This window comes from Sphingopyxis sp. H050, from assembly GCF_001468265.1.
Taxonomy (GTDB): Bacteria; Pseudomonadota; Alphaproteobacteria; order Sphingomonadales; family Sphingomonadaceae; genus Sphingopyxis.
The window spans coordinates 641,900-661,329 of sequence record NZ_LNRZ01000001.1 but is presented as its reverse complement, the minus strand read 5'-3'; the positions used below and the strand labels follow the sequence as shown (position 1 = coordinate 661,329).

Genomic DNA, 19,430 nt, shown 5'->3' with positions numbered 1-19,430 from the left:
CGCCGAGTTCTTCGGGTCGCAACCCCCGCCTGCAACACAGGGGCCAGTCTCCCTCTGCATCGGCTGAAGCCGAGATGGTCGCTTGCGCACCTTCTTCTCGGCGGCTGTCTCGGCTTCACCCGCTGCAGAAAGGGGACGATCAGGCCCGCTATCAAGCCTTGTAGAGCGCGGCGATCTTGGCCTCATAGACCTGCCGCAGGATATGGCGGCGGATCTTCATCGACGGCGTCATCTGCTCATTTTCGATCGTGAAGGGCTCGTCGGCGAAGTCGAATTTGCGGACCTTTTCGATCACCGACAGCTGGGTGTTGACGCGGTCGACCGCGGCGCGGACAGCAGCGCGGAACTTCTCATGCTCGCGCAGCAGCTTCGGATCCTTGGGCAGCCCCTCGGCTGCGGCCCATTCGGATGCCCATTCGGGATCGGGAACGATGATACCGACGAGGTGCGGGCGCTTGTCGCCATAGACCATCGCCTGCAGGATTTCGGGCTGAAGCGTCAGCATGCCCTCGACCCGCTGCGGCGAGACATTGTCGCCCTTGTCGTTGACAATCAGGTCCTTCTTGCGGTCGGTGATGACGATGCGGCCCTTGTCGTCTATATGACCGATATCGCCGGTGTGTAGCCACGGTCCCTTGTCAGGCTCGGCCGGGTCGACGATCAGGACGCGCTCGGTTTCGGGCTTGTTCCGCCAATAGCCCTTCATCACCAACTCGCCGCGGACGAGGATTTCGCCATCGTCGGCGATCCGGACCTCGGTGTTCATCAGCGGCGGGCCGACGGTGTCCATCTTGAGGCCCACCGAGGGGCGATTGCAGCTGATCACCGGCCCCGCCTCGGTCTGGCCATAGCCCTGAAGCAACGTCAGCCCGATCGAGTGGAAGAAGACGCCGATTTCGGGGTTGAGCGGCGCCCCCCCCGAGACGAGCGCCTTCATCCGGCCGCCGAAGCGGGCCGAAATCTTCGGCCGGAACAATTTGTTGAGCAGCATGTCGACCGGCCGGTCGAGTACGCCCAGGCGGCGCTCATAGTCCTTCTCGCCGACGCGAAGCGCCTGTCCCAGCATCCAGTTCGCGAGCTTGCCCTGCTTTTCGACCGACTTGATCATCCGCGCGCGGATCACCTCGAACAGGCGCGGCACGACGACCATGATCGTCGGGCGCGTTTCCTCGATGTTCGAGACAAGCTTTTCGAGGCCTTCGCTGTAATAGATTTGCGCGCCGACCATGATCGGCAGGAACTGCCCGCCCGAATGCTCATAGGCGTGGCTCAAGGGCAGGAACGACAGGAACACCTCCTCGTCGCCGATCCCGAAGTCGTTGACCAGTACCTCGGCTGCGCCCGCGGCATTATGCAGGATCGCGCCATGATGCTGCATCACCCCGCGCGGCGCACCGCCGGTGCCGCTGGTGTAGATGAGGCAGGCGATATCGTCGCGCGTCATCGCCTGCCCGCGCGCCTCGGCGTCGGCACGATGCGCCTCGCCGCCGGTGACGAGCGGGTCCCAGTCGATGACCTGGACATCGCCCTGCTGGCCGACGCGCATGCTTTCCATGCTGATCACCAGCTTGACGTTCGAGCGCAGCGCCGCGGGCATCAACACGCGCGCAAGCTTCGCGGTCGAAACGATCACCGCGCTGGCGCCGCTGTTGTCGAGGATGTGCTGGTGATCGCGCTCGGTGTTGGTCGTGTAGGTGGGGACGGTCACGCAGCCCGCGGCCATGATCGCGAGGTCGGCGATACAGAATTCGGGTCTGTTCTCGCTGACGAGGACGACGCGGTCCCCCTGCTTCAGGCCAAGGTCGCGAAGGTTATGCGCGAGCGCCGCGACCTGATTGGCGACCTGGCGCCAGCTCAGCGGCTGCCACGCGCGGTCGGCCTTGCGCCACAGGAACGGGTCTTCGCCGCCGCGCCCCGCGCGGTCGAAGAACATCGCGACCAGGCTTGGAAAATGGTCGAGATGGGGATTTGCGAGCTTCATGCCTCTCTCCAGCGAATGTCGTTTTCTTTTATTATATTGATCAATTCTGCGCCGGCGCGCCATCGACCGACGAGGTGCCGGGGCCGCGCGGATCGGCGGCGCCGCGCCAGCCGTCGCCGACCCGCTCGAGCGCGTTGAGCTTCGAGCCGAGACCCGTTGCGGTGAAGCTGTAGCCGAAGGGTTTCATCTTCGCGGCAATCGCCTGCCCGGCTTCGGTATTTTCGATAAGCACGCCCTGCTGGCCGAAAAACAGATTGGGAAGCTCCATTGCACTCTTGGCGTCCAGACCCCAGTCGAGCACGCCGATCAGCGTTTTTGTGACGTGCATGATGATGCGCTTGCCGCCCGCCGAGCCGACCGCGAGCACGACCTTGCCGTCGGGGCCATAGACGATCGTCGGCGACATCGACGAGAGCGGGCGTTTGCCAGCCTGCACGCGGTTCTGCGTCGGCACGCCATTCTCGGTCGGCGCGAGGTCGAAGTCGGTGAGTTCGTTGTTGAGGAAATAGCCGTTCGCCATCAGCTGGCTGCCGAAGATGCTTTCGACGGTCGAGGTCATCGACACGACATTGCCGTCCTTGTCGGCGGTGACGAAGTGCGTCGTCCCCTGCTCCTTGACCGGCCGGGCCTCGGCGCGCGGCTTCGCGCCCGGCGGCGTGCCGGGCTCATAATGACCCGCGGCACCGAAAGGCGAGATCAGCTGGCGGCGCTCGGCAAGGTAGCTCTTGTCGAGCAGGCCCTTGACGGGGACATCGACGAAATCGGCGTCGCCGAGATAGGCCGAACGGTCGGCATAGGCGAGCTGCATCGTTTCGGCGAGCAGGTGCCAGCTCATCGGATTATCCTTGCCCATCGCCTTCATGTCCCAGCCCTCGACCATGCCGAGGATGCCGAAAACGGTGGTCGCGCCCGACGAGGGCGGGCCCATGCCGCACACCTTGTAGATGCGATAGGTGGTGCAGACCGCGGGGCGCTCCTTCGCCTTGTAGGCGGCGATGTCCTTCACCGTCAGCTGGGCCGGATTGCGCGGCGCTTTCGCCACCGCGTCGCTGATCGCCCTGGCGTTGGCGCCCGAGTAAAAGGCTTCGGGACCGCGCGCCGCGATGTCGCGAAGGATCGCGGCATAGGCGGGATTCTTGATCGTCGTGCCGACCGGCGCGGGCTTGCCGTCCACATAATAGATGGCGCGCGCATCGGGGAAATCCTTCCACGTCGGCTCGAACTGGACCAGCCAGGTGTAGAGCGCGGGAGTGACCTGATAGCCGTCCTCGGCGAGCTTGATCGCGGGCTGGAACAGCGCCTTCCATTCCAGCTTGCCCCATTTCCGATGCGCGATCTCCATCAGGCGGACGTTGCCGGGAACGCCCACCGACAGACCGCCCGGGATGACGTCCGAATAGCCGCGCGGCTTGCCGTCGGGACCGAGGAAGCGTTCGGGTTTCGCCGCCGCCGGCGCCATCTCGCGGCCGTCGATCGTCGAAATGCTGCCGTCCTTGGCGTTGTGGAAGAGCATGAAGCCGCCGCCGCCGATGCCGCTCGACTGCGGTTCGACGAGGGTCAGCACCGCGACCATCGCGATCGCCGCGTCAGCGGCGGTTCCGCCCTCGTGCAGGATCTGGCGCCCCGCCTCGGTCGCGCGCGGATCGGCCGACGAGGTAACGCCCTGGGCCGAAGCAAGCGAGGGAATGGCGAGGACGAGAAGGCTGAAAGCAGCAAGGAGTCGTTTGATCATGCGCGCGACATTGGCGCGCACCTCAACTCAGCGCAACCCCGATGGGTTCAGTCGCCCGCCCCAACAGCATCGGCAACGCGCGCAAAGCCATCGCGCGCGGCGAGGCTCTCCAGGCCGTGCGCGATGCGCGCGGCGAGGCCGGGGCCTTCATAGACCATTGCCGAATAAATCTGGATCAGGCTGGCGCCCGCACGGATGCGCGCCCAGGCTTGTTCAGGCGTCGCGATGCCGCCCGCGGCGACGAGAGCCAGCTTGCCGCCGCTCGCGGCGCGAAAATCCCTGACGCGCTGCAGCGCCAGTTCGGTAAGCGGGGCGCCGGAGAGACCGCCTGCTTCGCCAGCATGGCGCGAGGTCAGCGCGGGGCGCGTGATCGTCGTGTTCGAGACGATCACCGCGGCAAGGCGCTTGTCGAAGGCGACCGCGACGATGTCGTCGATGTCGGCGGGTTCGAGATCGGGCGCAACCTTCAGGAAGACCGGCCTGGCGCTTTCCGCTGGCTGCGCCGCCGCAACGCCGTCGAGCAAGGCTTCGAGCGAACCCTTGTCCTGCAACGCCCGAAGCCCCGGCGTGTTGGGCGAGCTGATGTTCACCGTCAGATAGTCGGCGAGCGGCGCCATGGCCGCCGTCCCCTTGGCATAGTCGGCGATGCGGTCGACGCTATCCTTGTTCGCGCCGATGTTGATGCCGAGCGGCACCGGCAGGCCGTAGCGGCGCAGGCAGGCGATCCGCTCCGCCGCTTTCGCCTGCCCGCCGTTGTTGAAGCCCAGGCGGTTGATCACCGCGCGATCCTCGACCAGCCGGAACAGGCGTGGGCGCGGATTGCCCGCCTGCGGCAGCGGGGTCAGCGTGCCGACCTCGACAAAGCCGAAACCGAAATGCGGCATCGCATGGGCAACGCGGGCATCCTTGTCGAACCCGGGTGCGAGGCCGACGGGGTTTGGAAAGTGCAGCCCCGCCAGCTCGGTCGTCAGCGCCGGGCTGGTCAGTGCATGGCGGGCGCGGGGCAACGGCTGGAGCGCGCTCAGCGTCAGATTATGCGCCGCCTCGCCGTCGGTGGCATGAACGAGCGGACGGACGAGCGCATAGGCGGCATCGGCGGCAGAGGCGAGACGTGACATGGCCCGGCATTGCGCGCGCGCGGGGGCTATGGCAAGCCCACCATCATCCAAAAAAACAGGGAGATCAAAGTGTCGCGCCCCCCCAACGTCCTTCGCTTGTCCGCCGCGCTGATCGCGCTTTCCGTCGCCGGTTGCACACCGGCCGCCGTCCGCGACGGCCCGACGACCGCTGCGACCGAGGCGCCCCCGCCTGCCCCGGCGGGCGCAACGCTGGCGCAATTTTTCGACAAATATGACGCCGCGCAACTGTCGTTGAACCCGCAGGGCAAGGCCTATCGCGGCATCCGCGACGCCGACTATGGCAAATGGACCGACGTCAGCGACGAGACCGAGGTCGCGACCAACAAGCTGCAACAGGCCAGCGCCGAAGCGATGCGCGGCAGCTTCGACCCCGGGACGCTGTCCGAGGATGAAGCGCTGTCGTTCGAACTGTTCAACGCGCAGGCAGCGCGCGCCGACCGGCTCTTCGCTTTTCGCGATCACCGCTACATTTTCGACCAGATGAACGGCGCGCAGAGCCAGCTGCCCGCCTTCCTGATCAATATCCACCGCGTCGCGAACGTCGCCGAGGCCGAGGCCTATATATCGCGCATCCGCGGGCTAGGACCACTCCTGGATACGCTGTCGGCGCAGTCGACCGGGCGGGCGGCGGCGGGCATGGGGCCGCCGAAGTGGGTCTATCCCTATGTCATCTCCGACATCGACAATCTGCTGAAGCCCGACAATGCGGTGATCGAAGACATAGGCGCCAAGATCGGCAAGCTCGAGATCGACGCGCCCGAAAAGACGCGGTTGGTCGCAGCCGCCAAGGCCGCGTGGAGCGAAAGCGCCGGTCCCGCCTATGCGCGGCTGAAGACCGAGATGGCGCGCCAGCAGGCGACCGCGCCGACGCAGGACGGCGTGTGGCGGATGCCGGACGGCAAGGCCTATTACGAGGCGCTGCTCGCCAACTACACGACGACCGACATGACCGCGGCGCAGATCCACGACCTGGGGCTTGCCGAGGTCGCGCGTATCCATGGCGAGATGCGCGCGATTATGAAGAAGGTCGGATTCAAGGGCACGCTCCAGCAATTTTTCGACCATCTGCGCACCAGCCCGCAATATTATTATACCACGCGCGAGGCCTATCTTGCCGAGGTCGACAAACATGTGAAGGCGATGGAAGCCCGCCTGCCCGCTTTCTTCAACACACTGCCCAAGGCGCCGCTGGTCGTGAAGGCGGTCGAGGCGTTTCGCGAGAAATCGGCGGGCAAGGCTTTCTATCAGTCGCCCTCGCCCGACGGGTCGCGGCCTGGCACCTATTATGTGAACCTCTTTGACCTGCGCGACATGTCGAAGACCGAACTCGAGGCGCTTGCCTATCATGAGGGCGTGCCCGGTCATCACCTGCAGCGCGCGGTGCAGACCGAGCTGACCGGCCTGCCGCCTTTCCGCCGGTTCGGCGGCTTCACCGCCTATACCGAGGGCTGGGGCCTCTATTCGGAGGAACTGGCGAAGGACATGGGCTTCTATACCGATCCGTACAGCGATTTCGGGCGGCTCGGCATGGAGCTGTGGCGCGCGACGCGGCTCGTCGTCGATACCGGCATCCACGACAAGCGCTGGAGCCGCGAACAGGCGATCAAATATCTGAAGGACAATACGCCGAATCCGCAGGGCGACATCGAAAAAGGGATTGAGCGCTATATCGTCTATCCGGGCCAGGCGACGGCCTATCTGATCGGCAAGCTCAAGATCATGGAGCTGCGCGGCCGCGCGCAGGCGGCGCTCGGGCCGCGGTTCGATTTCCGGGCCTTTCACGACGTCGTGCTGAAGTCAGGGCCGGTGCCGCTCGACATCCTCGAACGCCGTGTCGATGCGTGGATCGCCGCAGAGAAATCAAACCGATAGACAATTGCGGGTTGACCCACTGGTGAAATTAGAAAATTATAGCAGACAGAAAAAGGCAGCAACATAGCTGCGACAGGGTCCGTCTCGTCATGTCAGATAAGCCTCTTTCGCCAACCGGCGTCGATGGCGACACGCCATTCGAGCTGCAATATTTTCCGCCCGATCCCGATCTGGCGGAAATGGTGTCGAGCTTTTACTTCGTGCGCATCGACATGCCGCTGTTCGATGAGAGCGAACGCGCCGATCGCCCGCAATTCCGCATCATGAGCGTCGCCGAAGGCGAGTATATCTTCCCCGACGGCCATGTCTTTCCGGCGAAGCGCGCGACGATCATCGGCCCCACGAGCGGCAGCGTCCGCGCGCGCGGGAAAGGCCCGCTGCGCATCTATGGTTTCGGGATGATGCCCGCGGGCTGGGCGACGCTGATGGGCGACCATGCCGACAAGCTGACCGACCGGGCGATGGACGCCGCCGACCTGTTCGGCGACTGGATCGACGCCGTGGTCGAGGCGCTGATCGCGGCCGAAGATACCGAGGAACGGCTGGTCATCGGGAATAATTTCGTCCGCGAAATCCTGAAGAAGAACGAGCCTGCGCCGGTATGGTTCACCCGGACGGTCGACAAGTGGCTGACCGAATCGGTCAGCCCGCAGGTGCCCGCCCTGGTCGACGCCACCGGCATGTCGATCCGCTCGGTCGAGCGGATGACCAAACATTATTACGGCCTGTCGCCGCGCATGCTCGCGCGCAAATATCGCGCCGTGCGCGCAGCCTCGGCGATCGCGCGCGGCGAAACGCTCGACGACGCCGAAATGGGCGACGCCTTCTATGACCAGTCGCATCTGATTCGCGAAATCAAGCGCTTCACCGGCGCCACGCCCGGCCAGCTCGCCCGCCCCTCGCGCTATACCGAGGCGACGACGAAGGGCCGGAAGGAAATGACCGGTAAGGTCAGCCCGCTCGTTTCGGATACCTGACCGCCTCGCCTTCCCGCGCCCAAACGAAATAAAAGAGCGCCGAATGACGTTTTGGCGCTTTGGTACAATCGCGAATCGGCCGCCGGGCATAATCCCGCCTTGCGACCCAGAAGAGCTCGCCTCTCACGAGGCCGAGACCTTCATCTTGGCACCTGTTCGGCTTCGGCCGGGCGGGTGCCTTCTTTTTTGGCATCAAAAAGGCCGCCTAGGTTGCGCCGCACCAAGCTCTTCCCTATGTAAGTGGAGTGATTTACTCCAGTTAAGAATCGTTCGCAGTTTCAGTGGGAAATGAAGTGCGCCTTTCCAACCTTGCCGATTATGCCGTCGTGCTGATGAGCGCCGCCGCACGCCAGTGCGGATCGCATTATGGTGCCGGGCCGATACACGCCGCCATGCTCGCCGAACAGACGGGCATCCCAGGGCCGACCGCGCAGAAGCTGGTGAGCGGACTTGCGCGTGCCGGCCTGCTCGTCGCGTCGCGCGGCAGCGGCGGCGGGGTGCGGCTCGCGCGGCCGGCGGCGGCTATTAGCGTCGCCGATATCATCGAGGCGGTCGAAGGCCCGATCGCGCTGACCAGCTGCGTCTCCGAGGGCCGCCATGATTGCTCGCTCGAGGGCAGCTGCAAGGTGCAGCCGCATTGGGGCGTGGTGAACGGCGCGGTGCGGGGAGCATTGGCGGAGATCAGTTTGGCGAGTTTGACCGTCGCCCCGGCAAAATCAAACCCGTTCGTGTCGAGCGAAGTCGAGACACCCATCGACAGCGCGCGGACGAAGGGCCTCTCGAATCCTGAGCGTGTCGAAGGGCTCGAGGCGAACGGAATTCCATTATGACCGACAACACCGAACTCCCCGTCAAGGATCAGGCCGCGCACGACGCCGCGGCGAAGGTCGCCGATTATGAGCATGGCTGGTCCGCCGACATCGAGACCGACTTCGCGCCCAAGGGGCTGACCGAAGATACGGTCCGCTTCATTTCGGCCAAGAAGAACGAGCCCGAATGGATGCTCGACTGGCGGCTGAAGGCATTTCGCCACTGGTTGACGATGGAGACGCCCGACTGGGCGAAGCTCAACATCCCGCCGATTGATTACCAGGACGCCTATTATTACGCGGCGCCCAAGGCGAAGCCGAAGCTTTCGAGCCTCGACGAGGTCGACCCCGAGATCCTCGAGGTCTACAAGAAGCTCGGCATCCCGATCGAGGAGCAGAAGGTGCTCGCCGGCGTCGAGGGCGCGCGCAAGGTCGCGGTCGACGCGGTGTTCGACAGCGTCAGTGTCGCGACGACCTTCCGCGAGGAGTTGAAGCGCGCGGGTGTGATCTTCCTGTCGATCAGCGAGGCGATCCGCGAATATCCCGAGCTGGTGAAGAAATGGCTCGGCAAAGTCGTGCCGATGCACGACAATTATTTCGCGACCTTGAACTGCGCGGTCTTTTCGGACGGGACGTTCGTTTACGTGCCCGAGGGCGTGCGCTGCCCGATGGAGCTCAGCACCTATTTCCGCATCAATGCCGAGAATACGGGGCAGTTTGAGCGCACGCTGATCATTGCCGACAAGGGCGCCTATGTCAGCTATCTCGAAGGCTGCACCGCGCCGATGCGCGACGAGAACCAGCTCCATGCCGCGGTGGTCGAACTGGTCGCACTCGACGATGCCGAGATCAAATATTCGACCGTCCAGAACTGGTATCCCGGCAATGCCGAGGGCCTTGGCGGCATCTATAATTTCGTGACCAAACGCGCGCTCTGCCAGGGCAAGCGCAGCAAGGTATCGTGGACGCAGGTCGAAACCGGCAGCGCGATCACGTGGAAATATCCGAGCTGCGTGCTCAACGGCGACGACAGCGTCGGCGAATTCTATTCGGTCGCGGTGACAAACAATTTCCAGCAGGCCGACACCGGCACCAAGATGATCCACAATGGCAAGCGGACGCGCTCGACGATCGTGTCGAAGGGGATCAGCGCGGGCAAGTCTAACAACACCTATCGCGGCATCGTGCGGGTGGCGCCGAATGCCGAGGGCGTGCGCAACTTCACCCAGTGCGACAGCCTACTGCTGGGCGACCGGTGCGGCGCGCACACTGTGCCGTACATCGAGGTCCGCAACCCGACCGCGACCGTCGAACATGAAGCGACGACGAGCAAGATCAGCGACGACCAGCTTTTCTATGCGATGCAGCGCGGGCTGGGGCAGGAAGAGGCGGTGGCGCTGATCGTCAACGGCTTCGCCAAGGAAGTGCTGCAGCAGCTGCCGATGGAATTTGCGGTCGAGGCGCAGAAGCTGCTGGGGATCAGCCTTGAAGGGAGCGTGGGGTGAGCGAAATGCACGATGAGCTGCAAGACGTCGAACTCTGCATTCAATTCAGTGACTTCGATGGCACACCAAATCTAATTCGCGAGGCTCCTTTGAAGTTCATTCCGAGGGCCGGCGATTATTTAAACGTGTCGAAGGAAGGAATGACGTACTTTTTAAATGTGGACGACATCACTCACCACATCGACTGTGACACCTCGCGACACACCATCACAATTAACGGTGAATTGAAGAACAGCTATGCTCGAAATCTCTAACCTCCACGCCACCGTCGCCGACAAGCCGATCCTGAAGGGCCTGTCGCTCGCCATCAATGCGGGCGAGATCCATGCGATCATGGGGCCGAATGGCGCGGGCAAGTCGACGCTGTCGTATGTGCTCGGCGGGCGGCCCGGCTATGAGGTCACCGAGGGTTCGGCGACGTTCGACGGGCAGGACCTGCTCGATATGGAGCCGCACGAGCGCGCAGCCGCCGGGCTGTTCCTCGGCTTTCAGTATCCGGTCGAAATCCCCGGCGTGTCGAACGTCCAGTTCCTGCGCGAAAGCCTGAACGCCCAGCGCAAGGCGCGCGGCGAAGAGCCTTTGTCGGGCGGCGATTTCCTGAAGCTCGCGCGCGAGAAAGCGGGGCTCCTCAAGCTCGACATGGACATGCTCAAGCGCCCGGTGAACGTCGGCTTTTCGGGCGGCGAGAAGAAGCGCAACGAGATGGTGCAGATGGGCATCCTCGATCCAAAGCTCGCGATCCTCGACGAGACCGACAGCGGCCTAGACATCGACGCGCTGCGCGTCGTTGGCGACGGGATCAACAGCATCATGCGGCGCCCCGACAAGGCGGTGTTGCTGATCACGCATTATCAGCGCCTGCTCGACTATGTGCAGCCCGATTTTGTGCATGTGCTGGCCGCCGGGCGGATCGTGAAGTCGGGCGGGCCGGAACTGGCGCGCGAGTTGGAAGCGCATGGTTATGCGGAGATTGCGGCATGAGCCATTTCCGCGCCGAAGGCGCCCTTCCTCCCTTTCGTCTTCGCGTCTTCGCGTCTTCGCGTGAGCCAAAAAAGATTCTGTTCACGCGAAGACGCGAAGACGCGAAGAGGAGCAGGCTATGATGACAGCGCCAATTCCGACGCGCCGCGATGAGGCTTGGCGGTACAGCGATATACAGGCGCTAACGCGCCTTTGGCCGTTGCCGGCGCCCGAGAGCATCATCGTGCCCGCTGGCGGCGACTACCGCCGCGCAATCGTGCAGAACGCGGGTGATATCCGCCAGATCGAGCTGGTGCTCGGCAAGGGCGCGACGGCATCGCTGCATGTGTTGAACATCGGCGGCGCCTATGGCCGCATCGAACTCGCCGTGACGCTGCACGAAGGCGCCGACTTCCATCTCGGCGCCGCGCAGATCGGCGGCGGCGAGCAGAACCTTGAGATCGTCACGACGGTCACGCACGCCGAGCCCGGCGCGACGTCGCGGCAGGTGGTGCGGTCGGTGCTCGGCGGAACCGCGACGGGTACCTATCTCGGCAAGGTCGCCGTCGCGCGCGATGCACAGCAGACCGACAGCGAGCAGGATGTGAAGGCGATGTTGCTGGGTCGCAGCGCGACTGCCAACGCAAAGCCAGAGCTGGAGATTTACGCCGACGACGTCAAATGCGCGCATGGCTGCGCGATCGGCGAACTTGATGCCACGGCGCTCTATTATCTCCAGTCGCGCGGCCTGCCGCCCGGCGAGGCGAAGAAGCTGATGCTGCAGGCGTTCGTCGCGGGCGTGTTCGACGGCGCCGAGGATGAGGAACAGCTGCAGGCCCTCGCGCTCGCGAAGCTGGGAGAGCTGGTGTGAGCGATCTCTCCTCCCCGTTCGCATCGAGCGAAGTCGAGATGCTCCACGCCAGCACATTCTCGCCCGGTGTCTCGACTGCGCTCGACACGAACGGAATTCGGGGTCAGTTTCCCGGCCTGACGCCCGGCTGGCATTACCTCGACACCGCCGCCACCGCGCAGAAGCCGCAAGCGGTGATCGACGCGACGGTGAACGCAATGGGCCGCGACTATGCGACGGTGCATCGCGGCGTCTATGCGCGCTCCGCCGACATGACGCTCGCCTATGAGGCGGCGCGGCGGCGGATCGCGGCATTTATCGGCGCGAAGGAAGAGCAGATCGCCTTCGTGCGCGGCGCGACCGAGGCGATCAATCTCGTCGCCTACTCACACCCGCGCAAAGGCCGCGTGCTGCTCTCCACGCTGGAGCATCACAGCAATATCGTGCCTTGGCAGCTTGCGGGCTGGCAGGTTGATGTCTGCCCGCTGACCGTCGATGGTTGTATCGACCTCGATGCCGCCGAAAAGCTGCTCACCCCCGGACACACGATGGTCGCCTTCGCGCATGTCTCGAACGTGCTCGGCAGCCCGCTCGATGTCGCCCGTGCCGCCGACCTCGCGCACCGCGTCGGCGCCGAGCTGCTGATCGACGGCTGCCAGGCGGTGCCGCGGCTGCCCGTCGATGTCGCGGCGCTCGGCTGCGACTATTACGCTTTCTCGGGCCACAAGCTCTACGGCCCCACCGGCGTCGGTGTGCTGTGGAGCGACAAGCTCGACATGCTGCCGCCCTGGCAGGGCGGCGGGTCGATGATCGACCGCGTGACCTTCGCCAGGACGACCTACGCCCCCGCCCCCACCCGCTTCGAGGCAGGAACGCCCGCGATTGTCGAAGCGCTGGGGCTCGCCGCGGCGATCGATTTCGTCGAGGGCATCGGCGTCGAGGCGATCCATGCACACGAAGTCGCGCTGGTCGCGTCGCTGCGCGCGCAGCTCGCCCGCAAGAACAGCATCACGCTCTACGGCCCTGAAAACAGCGCCGGAATCGTAAGCTTTTCGATGACGGGGGTTCATCCGCACGACATCGGCACTATCTTGGACGAAAGCGGGGTCGCGATCCGCGCCGGGCACCATTGCGCACAGCCGCTGATGGAGCATCTGGGTGTGCCCGCGACCGCCCGCGCGAGTTTTGGCGTTTACAGCAATCAGGACGATGTGGCGGCGCTGATCGACGGCCTCGCCCGCGTCGAGAGGATTTTCGGATGAGCGAGGACCGGATGATCAAGGTTGAGGAAGTCACCAGCGTCGAGGCGCCGCCGAAAGCGCGCGTCGAGGACGTCGAAACCGCGACCGAGAAGCTGGAGCGCAAGCGCGACTATCTGGAAGGGTTCCTCGCGGCCAAGCCCGCCGCTGTCGATCCCGCTGCGGTCGGTGGTGATCTGTACGAAGCCGTCGTTAACGCGCTGAAGGACATCTACGATCCCGAAATTCCGGTGAACATCTACGACCTTGGCCTCATCTACAATGTCGAGATCGACGAGGGGCATGTGATGGTCACAATGACGCTGACCACCCCGCATTGCCCGGTCGCGGAATCGATGCCTGCCGAGGTCGAACTCCGCGTCGGCGCGGTCCCGGGCGTCGGCGATGCCGAGGTTAATCTGGTCTGGGATCCGCCGTGGTCGCCGCAGAATATGAGCGACGAAGCGCGGCTCGAACTGGGAATGCTGTGAAACAGGCCCATCAATTTCCGTTCGCATCGAGCGAAGTCGAGATGCCCATCGGCAGCACGCGCCCTCGGGGTGTCTCGACTTCGCTCGACACGAACGGGGAAAGGAACGGATTGTGACTGAAACCAAGACCCGCGCCCGCCCGGCCGCTGTTACCCTGACCCCGGGCGCCGAAGAGCGCATCGCGAAGCTGATGACATCGGCACCCGAAGGTGCGATTGGCGTCCGCCTGTCGACCCCGCGCCGTGGCTGTTCGGGGCTTGCCTACTCGGTTGACTATGTGACCGAGGAGCAGAAGTTCGACGAGAAGATCGAAACCCCCGGCGGCACCTTCTACATCGACGGCGCGTCGGTGCTGTACCTGATCGGCAGCACAATGGACTGGATCGAAGATGATTTCGCCGCGGGCTTCGTGTTCGAAAATCCGAACGCCAAGGGCGCGTGCGGCTGCGGCGAGAGCTTTACCGTCTAGGCGCGCTTTTCCGCGCAAAATCTGATAGAATGCCCGCGAAACTGCAGGGGCTGTCGGGATGCGTGCGCTCTATTTGCTTTATGCCGCAGTGGCTTATGCGATCTTCTTCGCGACCTTTTTGTATCTGATCGCCTTCGTCGGCAATCTATCTCTGGTGCCGGTAACGGTGGACTTTGCGCGCATTGCATCGCCCGGCAAGGCCGCAACGATCGACGCGGCGCTGATCGCGCTGTTCGGCATCCAACATAGCGTGATGGCGCGGCCGGGTTTCAAGGCAGGCTGGACCCGCATCGTCCCGGCGCCGATCGAGCGCAGCACCTATGTCCTGTTCGCCAGCGCGGCGCTGATCGTGCTGATGGCCTTCTGGCATCAGCTGACCGCGCCGGTCTGGACCGTCACCCATGGCGTGGGCGCGGCGATCCTCTGGATCCTGTTCGCCAGCGGCTGGGCGATCGTGCTGATCAGCACCTTCCTGATCAATCATTTCGAATTGTTCGGATTGCAGCAGGCGTGGTTCGCCCTCCGCCAACGGGCGGCCGCACCGCCGGTCCTGCGCCAGCCCTTCTTCTACAAATTCGTCCGCCATCCACTTTACACCGGCTTTTTCATCGCTTTCTGGGCGACGCCGGTTATGACGGTGGGCCACCTGCTGCTCGCCGCCGGCCTGTCGATCTATATGCTGATCGCGATCCGGCTTGAGGAACGTGACCTCGTCGACCTCTTCGGCGAGGCCTATGTCAGCTATCGCCGACGCGTCGGCATGCTGTTTCCTCGCATCGGCGGCAATTAGCGACAGACCGACCAGCCCGCCGTGCGGGCCGCCATGTCGAAATGGAAGTGGTTGGCGTGCGCTTCATTGTGGTCGGGCGACAGCACGGTGCTGAACAGATCGCACGACCCGTCGCGGATTTCGCGCAGGAACTCGCCGCGCTTGTCGCCAGGCGTCCAGTCGTTGATCAGCGTGATCCGGGTGCCGTCGGCCAGGATGAAGGCCGATATGTCGATCGCGTTGGCGGTCGAATGCTGGCTCAGCGCCTCGCGTCCGGCGATCTTGCGGCAGTTGTAGGCGCCGAGATTTTCGAGCTCGACGACCTTTTGCCCGAAATATTTCTGTGCCGCCGGCTGAACGACATCGCGGTTCCACAGCACCATCGCCGCCGTGACCGCGCAACCGGGGGCAGCGCGCGCCGGGCGCATGGTCGGCACGAAGCGGTTGCCGGTCAGCACCATGCGCTGGCTCGCGCGGCATTGCCCGGTGCCGACGACCGGCCGTCGCTCATAGCCCGCCTTGGCGCGGTCGAAGGCCGCGAAGCACGCGGCATCATCGCTCGCGAAGTTCATCAGCTTGCGGTGCGTCGCCCAGCCCTGCGGCTGGCTGAACTCGAACCGCGCACCGGGAAAATGTTCGGGATGGTCGCGCACCCATTGCATGACGCGGATCGCGCCGATCGCCAGTACGACGGCGATCGCAAACCAGATCAGATAGGGGCGCAGACTCGTCACCCACTCCAGATGGCGCGCCCCACGTCCCGCGGCAAGCTCAGAGCGGCTCGAACCTCACCGTCAGCCCGTCCTTCGGCCGCGGGATCGGCAGCATCTGCCACTCGGGCGCATAGCCATCCTCAACGACGATCCGATGAGTGGTCACGACATGGTGGAAAAAGATTTTTGCCTGCATGTAAGCAAAATGCAGGCCGAGGCACATATGCGCGCCGCCGCCGAAGGGCACCCAGGCATATTTGTGCCGCTCGCGCGTCGCCTCCGGCGCAAAGCGCATCGGGTCGAACTTTTCAGGTTCGGGCCAGTGCTCTTCCATCATATGCGTGAAGGCCGGACTGACGCCGACGCTGGTGCCCGCGGGGATGCGATAGCCGCCGAACTCGAAATCCTTGAGCGCACGGCGCGGAAAACTCGGCACCGGCGGCACGAGGCGGAGCGATTCCTTGAACGCCCATTCGGTCATTTCCAGCTCGCCGAGGCCGTTGTGCCCGACGCCCTCGCCCGCGGGCGCGACGCTCAGCATCTCCTCGCGCAGCCGGTCCTGCCATTCGGGATGTTTGGCGAGCTGATAGACCATCGTCGTGATCGAGCTGGTGATCGTGTCGTGCGCCGCCATCATCAGGAAGTTCATATGATCGACGATCGCGCCGGTGCTTAGATATTCGCCGTCATCATCCTTGGCGCGGCAGATCTGGCTGAAAATGTCCTCGCCCGCGCCTTCGCGCCGCTCCGGCACCATCTTGCCGAAATAGTCGACGAGGTACGCGCGCCCCTTGGCGCCGCGGCCCATCGCGGTGAAGGGCAGCGGACGGCGCACGACACCGATCGACGCCTGCACCATGTCGACGAAGGCCTTGTTGACCTTGTCGGCCTCGGGCCCCCACGGAATGCCGAGGAAGCTGGTCGCGGCAAGGTCGAGCGTCAGCTCCTTGATCGCGGGATAGAATTTGAAGGTCTTGCCGCTCCACGCGGCGATGCGGTCCCGGATGCCCTCGTTCAGCGATTCGGCATAGTGCCGCATCGGTTCGGGCTTGAACGCGACCGACAGCACCTTGCGGTCGGCGCGGTGCTTTTCGAAATCCATCAGCATCAGGCCGCGTGGGAACAGCAGGTTGAGCACCGGTCCCCAGCCCTGTTCGGACGAGAAGATTTTCTCGCGGTCGAACATCACCAGCTCGTTCGCTTCGGGCCCGTGCAGCGCGACGCTGCGCCCGCCGAAGCTGTTGTTGCGATAGACGCGGCCATATTTGGCGACCATGCGGCGCGTGAAGGATGGATAGTCGCGCAACTGTTCGAGCGTGTTGCCGATCACCGGCATCCCGTCTTCGCCCGGAATATGGTCGAGCGCGGCGTCGGGATTGCGCGGCAGCCAGTGGGCGGTGTCGGGGCCGAAGCGGCGTTCGGACCAATTGATTTTCGCGGGGGCGTTCATCGGGGATCTTTTCTATCGTTGCGCATATCGCGCAGGCTATCTCACTACTGACATCCATGCAAGTAAGGCCTTTCCCGCCGCGGGACTCCATTCACCGCAAATTCAACTCGACTCGTGCAACTTGCTGGCCGGATGACGGGTCTCATCCATGTGGACCCTGAAGGAAAAAACCATGCCCCAGAGTTTCCAGCGTCCCCTCGCCATCGCCCTCGGCGCCGTTGCGACGACGATGCTCGGCGGCTGCTATTATGGCGATGTGTACGGATCGAGCTACGCCGGCGGCGACTGCACCACCCGCTATGGCGCCAATTATTATGATTATGACGGCTATGCCTATGACGACGGCTATGGCTATGACTGCTACGACGGGTCCGATTATGGCAGCGGGTTCGCGCAGATCGGCTTCGGCGGCGGCTGGTACGACAATTATTACTACCCCGGCTACGGCCTGTGGCTCTTCGACAGCTATAACAACCGCTACCCGCTGCGCGGCTCGTACCTCAACTATTGGGGCGGTCGCCGCGCGTGGTGGAAGCATCATGGCGGGCGCGGTGACGGCAACTGGAACCGCCCGGGTCGCGGCGACGGCGACGGTCGTCCGGGCCGCCCCGGCGGCTGGACCGGCCAGCCGGGTCGCGGCGACGGCGATGGCCGCCCCGGACGTCCGGGCGGCTGGGGTGGCCGCCCCGATCGCGGCGACGGCCAGAACGGCACGCGCCCCGGCTGGGGCAATGGCGGCAACACGGGCGGGCCGCCGGTGACGGGCAATCCCGGCCGCCCCGATCGCCCCGGCGTGGGCCAGGGCCGCCCGCCGCGCGGCGATGGCAATTATGGCCGTCCCCCCGGCGGACGCCCCGATGGCGCCGGAAGGCCGCCGCGCGGCAGCGCAGGCGACCCGTCAGGCGTTCGCCCCGCGCCGCGCCCGCAGGCCGCCCCGCCGAGCAGCTACACGCCGCCGCCCCGCGCCGAGCGACCGACCGGCCGACGAACCGAGCAGTCGGCGCACGAGCGCCCGGACTAAGTCGCCGCCGCTGCGGCGGTCTGCTCAGCCATGGTCCAGCCCCTCGTCCGCCCCATAAGGGGCGACCGGGACGCTTGGTTCGCGCGTCAGCCGGCCGCCGGCTTGCCGTCCCCATCCTCGTCGCGAAGATCGAGGCCGCGCGTTCCATGGTGCGGCGTATGGCTGGGCGCATGCGGACGCTCGGTCGTCGCCGGGTCGGGCACTTCCAGCATGCCCTCCCATTTGGTGATGACGCTGGTCGCCACCGCATTGCCGACGACATTGGTCGCCGTGCGGCCCATGTCGAGGAACTGATCGATCGCCAGGATGATCGCCACGCCCTCGACCGGCAGGCCGAACTGCGCGAGCGTGCCGGTGATGACGACCAGGCTGGCGCGCGGCACGGCGGCGATACCCTTTGAACTGATCATCAGCGTCAGCAGGATCAGCACCTGGGTGGCGATCGACAGGTCGATGCCATAGGCCTGCGCGATGAAGATCGTCGCGAAGCTCATATACATCATCGAACCGTCGAGATTGAAGCTGTAGCCCAGCGGCAGCATGAAGCCCGAAATGCGCCGCGGCACGCCGAAGCGGTCGAGCTGTTCGAACATCTTGGGCAGCGCGGCTTCGGACGAGGCGGTCGAAAAGGCGATCAGCAGCGGCTCGCGAATATAGCGGATGAGCATCCAGATGCGCTGGCGCAGGAAAACCCAGCCGGCCGTCAGCAGGATGATCCAGAGCAGAACCAGCGAGGCGTAGAATTCGATCAGCAGCTCGAAATAGGTCGCGAGAATGCCGAGCCCGCTCTTGGCGACGACATTGGCAATCGCGCCGAACACCGCGAAGGGCGCAAAGCGCATCACATAGCCGGTGATCTGGAGCATCATTTCGGCAAGCGCATCGGCGCCGCGCACCAGCGGCGCGCCCTTTTCGCCTATCGCCGACAGCGCGACCCCGGCGAAGACCGAGAAGACGAGGATCTGGAGGATATTGTTCGTCGCCAGCGCCTCGAGCGCGTTCTTGGGGAAGATCGACAGGGTGAACTCCCACGCGTCGAGCTTTTTGACCTCGCCCACCAGCTTTGCCGCCTCGGCGGCGTCGGGGATCGGCGCGCCGACGCCCGGCGTGAAGAGATTCACCATCAGGAGGCCGAGCGCGATCGACACGAAGCTGGCGGTGATGAACCAGATGATCGCGCGTGTGCCGATGCGTCCGAGCGCCGAGCTGTCGCCCATATGCGCGATCCCGACGACGATCGTCGAGAGCACCAGCGGCGCGACGAGCAGCTTGATGAGGTTTAGGAAGATGTCCGAGAGCAGCTTGAACGTCTTCGACAGATGCTCGAACCACGGGTCGCTCGCCGGAATGCCGACATGCACGGCATAGCCGACGATCACGCCCAGCGTCATGCCGGCGAGAATATACCAGGTAAGCTTACGGTCCATACGGCCGTCCCCCTAAAAAATCTTCGT

18 protein-coding genes are annotated in these 19,430 nt (G+C 64.6%); 12 read left to right on the top strand and 6 right to left on the bottom strand.

The genetic code is table 11. From position 1 onward, the window contains the following. Positions 1-151: 151 nt before the first annotated feature. Genes ATE67_RS02910 through ATE67_RS02900 form a run of 3 tightly spaced genes read right to left on the bottom strand, consistent with a single transcriptional unit; the run spans position 152 to position 4,831 of the window. On the bottom strand, positions 152-1,981 hold the full coding sequence (locus tag ATE67_RS02910) for an AMP-dependent synthetase/ligase (protein ID WP_058815150.1): 1,830 nt from the start codon (positions 1,979-1,981) through the stop codon (positions 152-154). 40 nt (positions 1,982-2,021) lie between these two features. After that, positions 2,022-3,713 (bottom strand): gamma-glutamyltransferase, encoded by a 1,692-nt coding sequence (gene ggt, locus ATE67_RS02905; RefSeq protein WP_058815250.1) that lies wholly within the window; start codon positions 3,711-3,713, stop codon positions 2,022-2,024. Positions 3,714-3,760: 47 nt separating this feature from the next. After that, positions 3,761-4,831, bottom strand: coding sequence for a quinone-dependent dihydroorotate dehydrogenase (locus tag ATE67_RS02900; protein ID WP_058815149.1), 1,071 nt, complete (start codon positions 4,829-4,831; stop codon positions 3,761-3,763). A 69-nt stretch (positions 4,832-4,900) separates the two neighbouring features. Between ATE67_RS02900 and ATE67_RS02895 the strand changes: the two genes are divergently transcribed. From ATE67_RS02895 to mddA, 11 genes are all read left to right on the top strand, one after another. Continuing rightward, on the top strand, positions 4,901-6,724 hold the full coding sequence (locus ATE67_RS02895) for a DUF885 domain-containing protein (protein ID WP_058815249.1): 1,824 nt from the start codon (positions 4,901-4,903) through the stop codon (positions 6,722-6,724). Positions 6,725-6,813: 89 nt separating this feature from the next. Then, positions 6,814-7,701: an AraC family transcriptional regulator gene (locus ATE67_RS02890; protein ID WP_058815148.1), complete on the top strand. Its 888-nt coding sequence runs from the start codon at positions 6,814-6,816 to the stop codon at positions 7,699-7,701. Positions 7,702-7,994: 293 nt separating this feature from the next. After that, complete coding sequence (locus tag ATE67_RS02885) at positions 7,995-8,531, top strand: SUF system Fe-S cluster assembly regulator (RefSeq protein WP_231728022.1); 537 nt, start codon at positions 7,995-7,997, stop codon at positions 8,529-8,531. Beyond that, on the top strand, positions 8,528-10,015 hold the full coding sequence (sufB, locus tag ATE67_RS02880) for a Fe-S cluster assembly protein SufB (RefSeq protein ID WP_058815147.1): 1,488 nt from the start codon (positions 8,528-8,530) through the stop codon (positions 10,013-10,015). The genes ATE67_RS02885 and sufB overlap by 4 nt, the downstream gene beginning before the upstream one ends. Beyond that, positions 10,012-10,269, top strand: coding sequence for a hypothetical protein (locus tag ATE67_RS02875; protein WP_156416868.1), 258 nt, complete (start codon positions 10,012-10,014; stop codon positions 10,267-10,269). Before sufB ends, ATE67_RS02875 begins: the two co-directional genes overlap by 4 nt. Then, entirely contained in the window at positions 10,253-10,996 is a 744-nt protein-coding gene (gene sufC, locus ATE67_RS02870) for a Fe-S cluster assembly ATPase SufC (protein WP_058815145.1), read from the top strand. Before ATE67_RS02875 ends, sufC begins: the two co-directional genes overlap by 17 nt. Before the next feature lie 118 nt (positions 10,997-11,114). Next, positions 11,115-11,846, top strand: a complete 732-nt coding sequence (locus ATE67_RS02865; protein ID WP_058815144.1) for a SufD family Fe-S cluster assembly protein — start codon at positions 11,115-11,117, stop codon at positions 11,844-11,846. A gap of 38 nt (positions 11,847-11,884) precedes the next feature. Then, positions 11,885-13,087: a cysteine desulfurase gene (locus ATE67_RS02860; RefSeq protein WP_156416883.1), complete on the top strand. Its 1,203-nt coding sequence runs from the start codon at positions 11,885-11,887 to the stop codon at positions 13,085-13,087. Next, on the top strand, positions 13,084-13,554 hold the full coding sequence (locus tag ATE67_RS02855) for an SUF system Fe-S cluster assembly protein (protein WP_058815143.1): 471 nt from the start codon (positions 13,084-13,086) through the stop codon (positions 13,552-13,554). The genes ATE67_RS02860 and ATE67_RS02855 overlap by 4 nt, the downstream gene beginning before the upstream one ends. Positions 13,555-13,663: 109 nt before the next feature. Continuing rightward, the gene (locus ATE67_RS02850; protein ID WP_058815142.1) at positions 13,664-14,023 is read left to right on the top strand and encodes a HesB/IscA family protein; all 360 of its coding nucleotides are present in this window, start codon (positions 13,664-13,666) and stop codon (positions 14,021-14,023) included. 58 nt (positions 14,024-14,081) lie between these two features. Further along, on the top strand, positions 14,082-14,813 hold the full coding sequence (mddA, locus tag ATE67_RS02845) for a methanethiol S-methyltransferase (protein ID WP_058815141.1): 732 nt from the start codon (positions 14,082-14,084) through the stop codon (positions 14,811-14,813). Here the strand turns inward: mddA and ATE67_RS02840 are convergent. Together ATE67_RS02840 and ATE67_RS02835 are read right to left on the bottom strand one after the other, a co-directional pair. Next, positions 14,810-15,526 (bottom strand): extensin-like domain-containing protein, encoded by a 717-nt coding sequence (locus ATE67_RS02840; RefSeq protein ID WP_231728020.1) that lies wholly within the window; start codon positions 15,524-15,526, stop codon positions 14,810-14,812. The genes mddA and ATE67_RS02840 overlap by 4 nt on opposite strands. 37 nt (positions 15,527-15,563) lie before the next feature. Further along, on the bottom strand, positions 15,564-16,955 hold the full coding sequence (locus ATE67_RS02835; RefSeq protein ID WP_058815139.1) for a cytochrome P450: 1,392 nt from the start codon (positions 16,953-16,955) through the stop codon (positions 15,564-15,566). 172 nt (positions 16,956-17,127) lie between these two features. Between ATE67_RS02835 and ATE67_RS02830 the strand changes: the two genes are divergently transcribed. Further along, positions 17,128-17,976 (top strand): hypothetical protein, encoded by an 849-nt coding sequence (locus tag ATE67_RS02830; RefSeq protein ID WP_058815138.1) that lies wholly within the window; start codon positions 17,128-17,130, stop codon positions 17,974-17,976. Positions 17,977-18,062: 86 nt separating this feature from the next. Here the strand turns inward: ATE67_RS02830 and ATE67_RS02825 are convergent, their stop codons facing one another. After that, entirely contained in the window at positions 18,063-19,403 is a 1,341-nt protein-coding gene (locus ATE67_RS02825) for a dicarboxylate/amino acid:cation symporter (protein ID WP_058815137.1), read from the bottom strand. Positions 19,404-19,430 lie beyond the last annotated feature (27 nt).

What these genes read in the sequence shown, in the direction of transcription:
- ATE67_RS02900 (WP_058815149.1), bottom strand. Translation starts at nt 4,831, where the DNA reads ATGTCACGTCTCGCCTCTGCCGCCGATGCCGCCTATGCGCTCGTCCGT.
- ATE67_RS02835 (WP_058815139.1), bottom strand. Translation starts at nt 16,955, where the DNA reads ATGAACGCCCCCGCGAAAATCAATTGGTCCGAACGCCGCTTCGGCCCC.
- ATE67_RS02890 (WP_058815148.1), top strand. Translation starts at nt 6,814, where the DNA reads ATGTCAGATAAGCCTCTTTCGCCAACCGGCGTCGATGGCGACACGCCA.
- ATE67_RS02830 (WP_058815138.1), top strand. Translation starts at nt 17,128, where the DNA reads ATGCCCCAGAGTTTCCAGCGTCCCCTCGCCATCGCCCTCGGCGCCGTT.
- ATE67_RS02825 (WP_058815137.1), bottom strand. Translation starts at nt 19,403, where the DNA reads ATGGACCGTAAGCTTACCTGGTATATTCTCGCCGGCATGACGCTGGGC.
- ATE67_RS02865 (WP_058815144.1), top strand. Translation starts at nt 11,115, where the DNA reads ATGATGACAGCGCCAATTCCGACGCGCCGCGATGAGGCTTGGCGGTAC.
- mddA (WP_058815141.1), top strand. Translation starts at nt 14,082, where the DNA reads ATGCGTGCGCTCTATTTGCTTTATGCCGCAGTGGCTTATGCGATCTTC.
- ATE67_RS02860 (WP_156416883.1), top strand. Translation starts at nt 11,885, where the DNA reads ATGCTCCACGCCAGCACATTCTCGCCCGGTGTCTCGACTGCGCTCGAC.
- ATE67_RS02855 (WP_058815143.1), top strand. Translation starts at nt 13,084, where the DNA reads ATGAGCGAGGACCGGATGATCAAGGTTGAGGAAGTCACCAGCGTCGAG.
- sufC (WP_058815145.1), top strand. Translation starts at nt 10,253, where the DNA reads ATGCTCGAAATCTCTAACCTCCACGCCACCGTCGCCGACAAGCCGATC.
- ATE67_RS02910 (WP_058815150.1), bottom strand. Translation starts at nt 1,981, where the DNA reads ATGAAGCTCGCAAATCCCCATCTCGACCATTTTCCAAGCCTGGTCGCG.
- sufB (WP_058815147.1), top strand. Translation starts at nt 8,528, where the DNA reads ATGACCGACAACACCGAACTCCCCGTCAAGGATCAGGCCGCGCACGAC.
- ggt (WP_058815250.1), bottom strand. Translation starts at nt 3,713, where the DNA reads ATGATCAAACGACTCCTTGCTGCTTTCAGCCTTCTCGTCCTCGCCATT.